The organism is Verrucosispora sp. SN26_14.1 (assembly GCF_004307965.1).
Classification (GTDB): domain Bacteria; phylum Actinomycetota; class Actinomycetes; order Mycobacteriales; family Micromonosporaceae; genus Micromonospora.
This window is the reverse complement of sequence record NZ_SISL01000307.1, coordinates 1-7,058: the sequence shown is the minus strand read 5'-3', so window position 1 is coordinate 7,058 and position 7,058 is coordinate 1. Positions and strand designations below refer to the sequence as shown.

At 73.1% G+C, this 7,058-nt stretch carries 8 protein-coding genes; 7 read left to right on the top strand and 1 reads right to left on the bottom strand.

Going from position 1 to position 7,058, the window contains the following annotated elements; translation table 11 throughout:
* From EYA84_RS22610 to EYA84_RS22580, 7 genes are all read left to right on the top strand, one after another.
* The coding region (locus EYA84_RS22610; RefSeq protein ID WP_161595017.1) for an AfsR/SARP family transcriptional regulator at nucleotides 1-502 on the top strand (502 nt) is incomplete at its 5' end.
* Between the two features lie 12 nt (nucleotides 503-514).
* On the top strand, nucleotides 515-1,588 hold the full coding sequence (locus tag EYA84_RS22605; protein WP_131055094.1) for a phosphotransferase family protein: 1,074 nt from the start codon (nucleotides 515-517) through the stop codon (nucleotides 1,586-1,588).
* Nucleotides 1,589-1,655: 67 nt separating this feature from the next.
* On the top strand, nucleotides 1,656-2,189 hold the full coding sequence (locus EYA84_RS22600; RefSeq protein ID WP_131055092.1) for a flavin reductase family protein: 534 nt from the start codon (nucleotides 1,656-1,658) through the stop codon (nucleotides 2,187-2,189).
* Complete coding sequence (locus EYA84_RS22595; RefSeq protein WP_131055090.1) at nucleotides 2,186-3,238, top strand: LLM class flavin-dependent oxidoreductase; 1,053 nt, start codon at nucleotides 2,186-2,188, stop codon at nucleotides 3,236-3,238. Before EYA84_RS22600 ends, EYA84_RS22595 begins: the two co-directional genes overlap by 4 nt.
* A 9-nt stretch (nucleotides 3,239-3,247) precedes the next feature.
* Nucleotides 3,248-4,165 carry an amino acid ABC transporter permease gene (locus EYA84_RS22590; protein WP_131055088.1) on the top strand — a complete coding sequence of 306 codons (918 nt, stop codon included), beginning with the start codon at nucleotides 3,248-3,250 and terminating at the stop codon, nucleotides 4,163-4,165.
* A 35-nt stretch (nucleotides 4,166-4,200) separates the two neighbouring features.
* A complete protein-coding gene (locus EYA84_RS22585) occupies nucleotides 4,201-4,959 on the top strand; it encodes an amino acid ABC transporter ATP-binding protein (RefSeq protein ID WP_131055100.1) in 759 nt (252 codons plus the stop codon).
* A gap of 8 nt (nucleotides 4,960-4,967) precedes the next feature.
* Nucleotides 4,968-5,891 (top strand): ABC transporter substrate-binding protein, encoded by a 924-nt coding sequence (locus EYA84_RS22580; RefSeq protein ID WP_236145906.1) that lies wholly within the window; start codon nucleotides 4,968-4,970, stop codon nucleotides 5,889-5,891.
* Nucleotides 5,892-5,904: 13 nt separating this feature from the next.
* Here EYA84_RS22580 and EYA84_RS22575 read toward each other — a convergent pair whose 3' ends face one another.
* Nucleotides 5,905-6,936 carry a ketoacyl-ACP synthase III family protein gene (locus EYA84_RS22575; protein WP_131055086.1) on the bottom strand — a complete coding sequence of 344 codons (1,032 nt, stop codon included), beginning with the start codon at nucleotides 6,934-6,936 and terminating at the stop codon, nucleotides 5,905-5,907.
* Nucleotides 6,937-7,058 lie beyond the last annotated feature (122 nt).

The following is a 7,058-nucleotide window of genomic DNA, read 5'->3' as shown; positions in this document are numbered from 1 at the left end:
GTCGGCAGCGTCAGCTGTGTATAAGCGACCGGCGCTCGCGCTGTGGCGCGGCGCGGTGCTCGCCGACGTCCGCACCGGTCCCGTCGCCCAGCAGATCGCCGGTCACCTCGACCAGTGGCGGCTGCTGCTGGTCGAGCGGTACCTGGAGGCGGAGCTGCGCTGCGGCCGGCACCGGCAGGTGGTGCCCACGGCCACCGCCCTGGCCGGTCGGCATCCCCTCAGCGAGCCGATCCACGCCAGCCTGATCACCGCGTTGCACCGCAGCGGTCGGCAGGCCGACGCGGTACGGGTCTACGAACGACTCGCCGCCGCACTGCGCCGCGACCTCGGTGTCCCGCCGTCGGCACCGCTCCGGCGACTCCACCAGGCCGTCCGCACCGGCGCCGGATGGCTCGATCCGCCCCCGCCCGCCGCGCCGGTGCTCAGCCTGGACGCGCTCTGCGCGCTCGACGCCGGTCGGCGGCCCTTCCTCGTACCCACACCACCCGGTGGCACATCCTGATCGGAGACGTCCGTGCCGATACCCGTGCAGCGTGATTCCGAACTGACCCGTACCCGGCTCGCGCAGTGGCTGCGGGACGCCCTGCCCGTGCGCGACGTGGTGGTGGGGCCGGTGACCGTACCTCCCACCGCCGGCTTCTCCGCCGAGATCCTGCTCTGTGACGCCAGGTGGCGCGAGCACGGCCGGGAGCGCACCGTGCCCCTCGCGGTACGGGTCGCCCCGACCGGGCACCGCATCTTCCCCGACCTGCGCTGGCGGGAACAGATCGCGGTGCAGGTGGCGCTCGCCGACACCGCCGTACCGGTGGCACCGGTGCTCGGCCACGAACCCGACCCGCAACCGCTGGGCGCGCCGTTCGTGGTGATGGCCCGCGTCGCCGGGGAGGTGCCGGCGGACCTGCCGTCGTACCACCGGCAGGGATGGCTCGCCGACGCCTCGCCGGCCCGGCAGCGGGCGGTGTGGTGGCGGGCGCTCGCGGCGATGGGCCGGCTGCACCGTCTCGATCCGGCGACCCTGCCGGTCACCGCCGCGCCCTCCGGCGACCCGGAGTTCTATGCCGGACACCTGGATCACTTCGGTGCCGTCGACAACCCGGCCGTCACGGCGGCGGTGGCGTGGCTGCGCGCCCACCGGCCACCGGCACCGGCCGTGCCCACACCGCTGTGGGGCGACGCCCGGCTCGGCAACATCGTCTTCGCCGGGGACCGGCCCGCCGCCCTGCTCGACTGGGAACTGGTCGACGTCGGCCGCCCGGAGAGCGACCTCGCCTGGTTCCTGCACATGGACCGCTTCCTGAGCACCGGCATCGGCGCCGCGCGCCTGCCCGGCCTGCCGACCCGGGCCGAGACGGTGGCGTACTACGCCCGGCTGCTGGGCCGCCCGCTGGAACACCTGGAGTACCACGAGGTCGACGCGGCGTTCCGGTTCTGCGTCGTCACCGCCCGGGTGGTGCGGCTGCTGGAGGGCAGCGGAGTCCTGCCGCCGGGATCGGACTTCCCGCTGCACCGAAACGCGACCGCCCTGCTGCGCCGCCGCCTCACGGAGGCCGGTGTCGATCTCTCCAGCGCCGGTGTACCTGGCCTCTAGCGAGGACCGCCAGTGTCGGCGGAGCGCGGGCCGGCCGCGCACCGAGGCGCGGGTGGGAGGGGTACGCATGGCGGTCGACGCGTCCACGTTCCGGGCGCTGTTCGGCACGGTACCCGGCGTCGTGGCGGTGGTGACCACCCTGGACGGCGACGAACCGGCCGGGCTGACAACCAGCGCGGTGTGCGAGGTGTCGCTGGACCCGCCGCTGCTGCTGGTGTGCCTGGACGAACGGTCCCGCACCCTGCCGCGCATCCTGCGCAGCGGCGCCTTCACGGTCAACTACCTCGCCGGACACCGGCGCGACCTCGCCGCCCGGTTCGCCGGCAGCGGAGCGGACAAGTTCACCGACGTCCCCTGGACGGGGTCTCCGGGCGCCCGGGGCGCGCCACGGCTCGACGACGCGGCCGCCGCCCACGCCGAGTGCACGGTGCGGCACGCGGTGCCGCTCGGTGACCACACCGTGGTCGTCGGCCTGGTCGAGGCGGTCACGGTGACCGGGCACGCCCCACTGCTGTACCGGCGCGGGACGTACCGCGCCTGGTCCGACGCCGCCACGGTCGCACCGGTCGTGGCCCGTCCGAACCCGAGGGAGCTGGCATGAAGTTCGGCATCAACCTGTTCCCGACCGTCGGCCCGCAGGACAAACCGGCCGGGCAGTACTTCTCCGAGAGCCTGCGGCTGGCGGAGCTGGCCGACGAGTTGGGCTTCCACCACGTCAAGACCGTCGAGCACTACTTCTCCCCGTACGGCGGCTACAGCCCGGACCCGGTCACGTTCCTCGCCGCCGCGGCCGCCCGGACCCGGCGGATCCGCCTGGTCACCGGCGCGGTGCTGCCCGCCTTCACCCACCCGGTGAAGCTCGCCGGCAAACTCGCGATGCTCGACGGCATCTCCGGCGGCCGGCTCGACGTCGGCTTCGGCCGGGCGTTCCTGCCCGACGAGTTCCACGCGTTCGGGATTCCGCTGGACGAGAGCCGGGCCCGCTTCGACGAGGGGGTGGCCGCCTGCACACTGCTCTGGACCACCGAGAACGCGGTGTGGGAGGGCCGGTTCCACCGCTTCGGCCCGGTCACCCTGCTGCCCCGACCGGTGCAACAGCCGCACCCCCGGATCCTGGTGGCCACCGCCAAGTCGCCGGAGTCGGCCGAGGCCGCCGGACGCAACGGCCACGGCGTGATGCTGGTGCCCTCGATCAACTCCCGTGAACAGGTGCAGGACGTGCTGGCGCTGTACCGCAAGGCCGCGGCGGCGAACGGTGTCACCCCGACCGACGAGGACGTCCACATGAGCTACAACGCGTTCCTGGCGGAGGATCCCGACGAGGCCCGCAGGCTCGGGCGCGGCTACTCCGAGCAGTCCCACCGGACGCTCGCCGACGCGGTCTCGGCCTGGGCGCACACCCGCAGCGCCGACTACCCCGGCTACGAGAAGATCGTGGAGCGGGTCGGAAAGGGCGACTTCGACCGGCAGGTCGCCGCCGGCAAGGCTCTCGTCGGCTCACCGGAGCAGGTGATCGCGGCGGTGGAGAACATCCGCGAGTGGTTCGGCGACGTGACGCTGAGCCTGCAGGTGGTCTCCGGCAACGTCCCGTACGAGCAGGCCGCCCGCTCCCTGCGGCTGTTCGCCACGCACGTGCTGCCCCGGTTCTGACGGCCACCGGTGACCACCCACACGGTCGTACCGACCGACACCTACCTCACCGCCCCGCCCGCCCCACCCGCGTACCGGCGCAGCCGCCGGGTCGCCGCGCTGGCCGGACTGGTGGTGCTGCTGTTCGCACTCCAGAACCTGGCCCGCAACCCCGCACTCCAGTGGGACGTGGTGGCCCAGTACCTCACCGCCGACGTCATCCTCGACGGGCTCCGGATCACCCTCCTGCTCACCGCGATCGCGCTGGTCGGCGGCTTCGCCCTGGGTACGCTGCTGGCGGTCATGCGGCTCTCCGGCAGCCTGCTGTTGCAGTCGGTGAGCTGGGGGTACACCTGGCTGTTCCGGTCCGTGCCGATCCTGGTGCAGCTCCTGTTCTGGTACAACATCTCGCTGCTCTACCCCCGCATCACCGTCGAGGTGCCGTTCGGCCCGACCCTGCTGGACGTGCAGACCCGAGGTCTGATCAACGGCTTCCTCGCCGCGGTCATCGGCCTGACCCTGCACGAGGCGGCGCACGCCAGCGAGATCGTGCGGGCCGGGCTGTTGTCGGTGGACAAGTCGCAGACCGAGGCGGCCCAGGCGCTGGGACTGTCGCGGACGCGGACGCTGTGGCGGATCGTGCTGCCACCGGCGATGCGCGCCATCGTGCCGCCCTCGGCGAACCAGGCCGCCGCGTTGCTCAAGGGCACCTCGGTGGTGAGCGTGATCGCCGGACAGGACCTGCTGTTCTCGGTCCAACTGATCTACAACCGCAACTACCTGGTGATTCCGCTGCTGCTCGTGGCGACGCTGTGGTACCTGGTCTTCACCACCATCCTCAGCGGACTGCAATATCTCCTCGAACGCTACTTCGGGCGGGGCAGCGGCCGGAACGGTCTCCCGCTGCGCGCCCGCCTGCGCGCCCTCGCCGAGGGGGTGGAACGGTGAGCGCCACGGTGCACGACGACGATCCGCTCCGGCCGATGGTGCAGCTCGTCGGCGTCCGCAAGGCGTTCGGCGCCACCACCGTGCTCGACGGCGTGGACCTCACCGTCGACCGGGGGACCGTCACCTGCGTCGTCGGCCCGTCCGGCTCGGGCAAGAGCACGCTGCTGCGCTGCGTCAACCGCCTCGAACGGGCCGACGCCGGCATGGTCCTGGTCGACGGCCGTCCGGTCGGCCACGTGCTGCGGCGCGGCCGACTGGTCGAGGCGTCACCACGGCTGCTGGCCCGGCACCGTACCGAGGTCGGGATGGTGTTCCAGGCGCTGAACCTGTTCCCGCACCTGACCGTCGTGCAGAACCTCGTCGAGGCGCCCATCGCGGTGCAGCGGCTGCCGCGTGACGCGGCGGTCGCCCGCGCCCGCGAGTTGCTGGACCGCGTCGGCCTGGCACACAAGGAGCGTTCCTACCCGCGCGAGCTCTCCGGCGGCGAACAGCAGCGCGTCGCCATCGCCCGCGCCCTGGCGCTGCGTCCCAAGGTGATGCTCTTCGACGAGCCGACCAGCGCGCTGGACCCGGAACTCATCGGCGAGGTGCTCGCGGTGGTCCGCGACCTCGCCGCGGGCGGCATGACGATGCTGATCGTCACCCACGAGCTGCGCTTCGCCGCCGAGGTCGCCGACGAGATCGTCTTCATGGACCGGGGTCGCATCGTCGAGCAGGGGCCACCCGCCGAGATGCTCGACCGCCCCCGCGAGGAGCGCACCGCCCGGTTCTTCGCCACCATCCTCCACCGTTAGGAGACAACGTGTACTTGTCGCGTCATACCCGCTGGCTGGTCGCCGGGACAGCGGCCACCGTGCTCGGCCTGCTGACCGCGTGCGTCCACGCCGCGCCGGCCCCCACCGGCGGGGAGGCGCCCGCCGACCTCGGCGCCCAGGACGTGGTGTCGCAGGTGCAGGCCGCACCCGACATCGCGGCGCTGCTGCCGGCCGAGATCCGTGAGCGGGGCCGGTTGACCGTCGGCTCGGCGGTGGGTACCCCGCCGATCGCCTTCCACCCCCAGGACGGCGGCCCGCCGCGCGGCGTCGACATCGACATCGCCGACGCGGCGGCCCGGGTCCTCGGCCTGACCGTCAGCCGCGAGCAGGTCAGCGGCGCGTCGCTGCTGACCGGGCTGACCGCCGGCCGGTTCGACGTCGGCACCGCCAACTTCGCCGTCACCGAGGAACGCAAGAAGGTGCTGGACTTCACCGTCTACCTCACCGACGGCACCGGCTTCATGGTCCGCGACGACAGCTCGTTGCGGGAGGTCACCGACGTGTCGCAGCTGTGCGGGCTGACCATCGGCACCGGCGTGGGCAGCACCTTCGAGCAGGACCTGCGCCAGCGGGAGCGGGTCTGCGTCGACGCCGGCAAGCCCTACAAGATCAGCACCTACAGCGACGCCGCCGCGCACTTCCTCGCCCTGCGGGAGGGCCACGTCGACATCCTGGTCAGCACCTCCAGCGTGCTGCGCTACGCGGCGAGCCAGCAGCCCGGGCTGCGCTTCGTCGGCGAGCTGGGCCGCCGCGACGTGGGCCTGGCCACCAGTAAGGGCGCCGGTCTCGCCGAACCGCTGCGGGCCGCGGTGGACCGGCTGATCGCCGACGGCACGTACCGCCGGATCCTGACCAAGTGGCATCTGGAGGCCAGCGGGGTCGAACGGTCGACGGTGAACCCGGCGGCCTGAGGCACACCGGGACTCACCCCGCCCATCCCGGCACCTCGTCGATCTCCAGCACCGCACAGGTCCACGTGTATCCCGCTCCGACCCCGGCGAGCAGCACCCGCTCGCCGGGGCGCAGCGTCCCGGTCTCCACCAGATGCGCGAGGCCGCTGAACTGGTCGCCCGCCCCGAGGTGGCCGACCGTGCTGGCCCAGTCCCAGGTGGTGACGGCCCGGTCCACCTGCCACGGCCGCAGGTACGACGAGGTGAGCCGGCGCAACCCGAAGTGCGGCAACACGTACCGGTCCACGTCGGTGAAGGCCAGCCCGGCCTCGGCGAGCGCCCGGTCCACCGCCTCCGCCTGGCCCGCCACCACCCGACTGATGCTGTACGACACGCCGGTGCGGGCGACGAACGCCTTCTTGACCGCCTCCAGGTCCACCGGTTGCCGCTGCGCCAACGGCGCGACACCGAACGGGTCGTCGCCACGGTGCAGCCCCTCCAGGTCCGGCTCGGAGACCGTCACCAGACTCAGCAGACGCGCGAACCCGGTGTCCCGGGAGAGCACCAGCGCCGTACCGGCGTCGCCGTAGACCGTGCCGGGGTCGCTGTTCCACCGGTCGAAGCCCGGCGCGCAGAACCTGTCCCCGGTGGTGAGCAGCGCCGCGGCACGTCGCGGCGCGGCGGTGAGGTACGCCGCCGCCAGATCGAGGGCGGCGAGTCCACCGTTGGAGAGCTGACGGATCTCCAACGCCGGGCAGCGGTTGCCGAGCACCATCCGCTGGATGTACGACGCCGGCGCCCACACGTCGTGTCCCTGGTGGTAGACGGTGGCGTGCAACAGCAGCGCCACCTCGTCCGGGGTGTGCCCGGAGCGTTTCACGGCCAGCTCGGCGGCGCGTACCGCCAGTTCCGGACCGGACTCCTCGGCCGACACGCTCACCGCGTGCAGGCCGGTCTGCGTCGCGAGCCGTTGACTGCACCGGCCGTCTGCCACCGCGTCGACCACCCGCGTCCGCCCCGGCACGTACGCGGCCACGCCGGCCACCCGGACCCCGTCGAATCGCATCTGTCTGCCGCTCCCTCGGATCACCGGATCGCGACGGGCTCCGGCCGTCCACCGCCGCCGGATCGTCGCTCGTGGCGTCGGTCCGGCGGCGGATCGCCGGCCGGTCGTGGGGCGGGCGATGG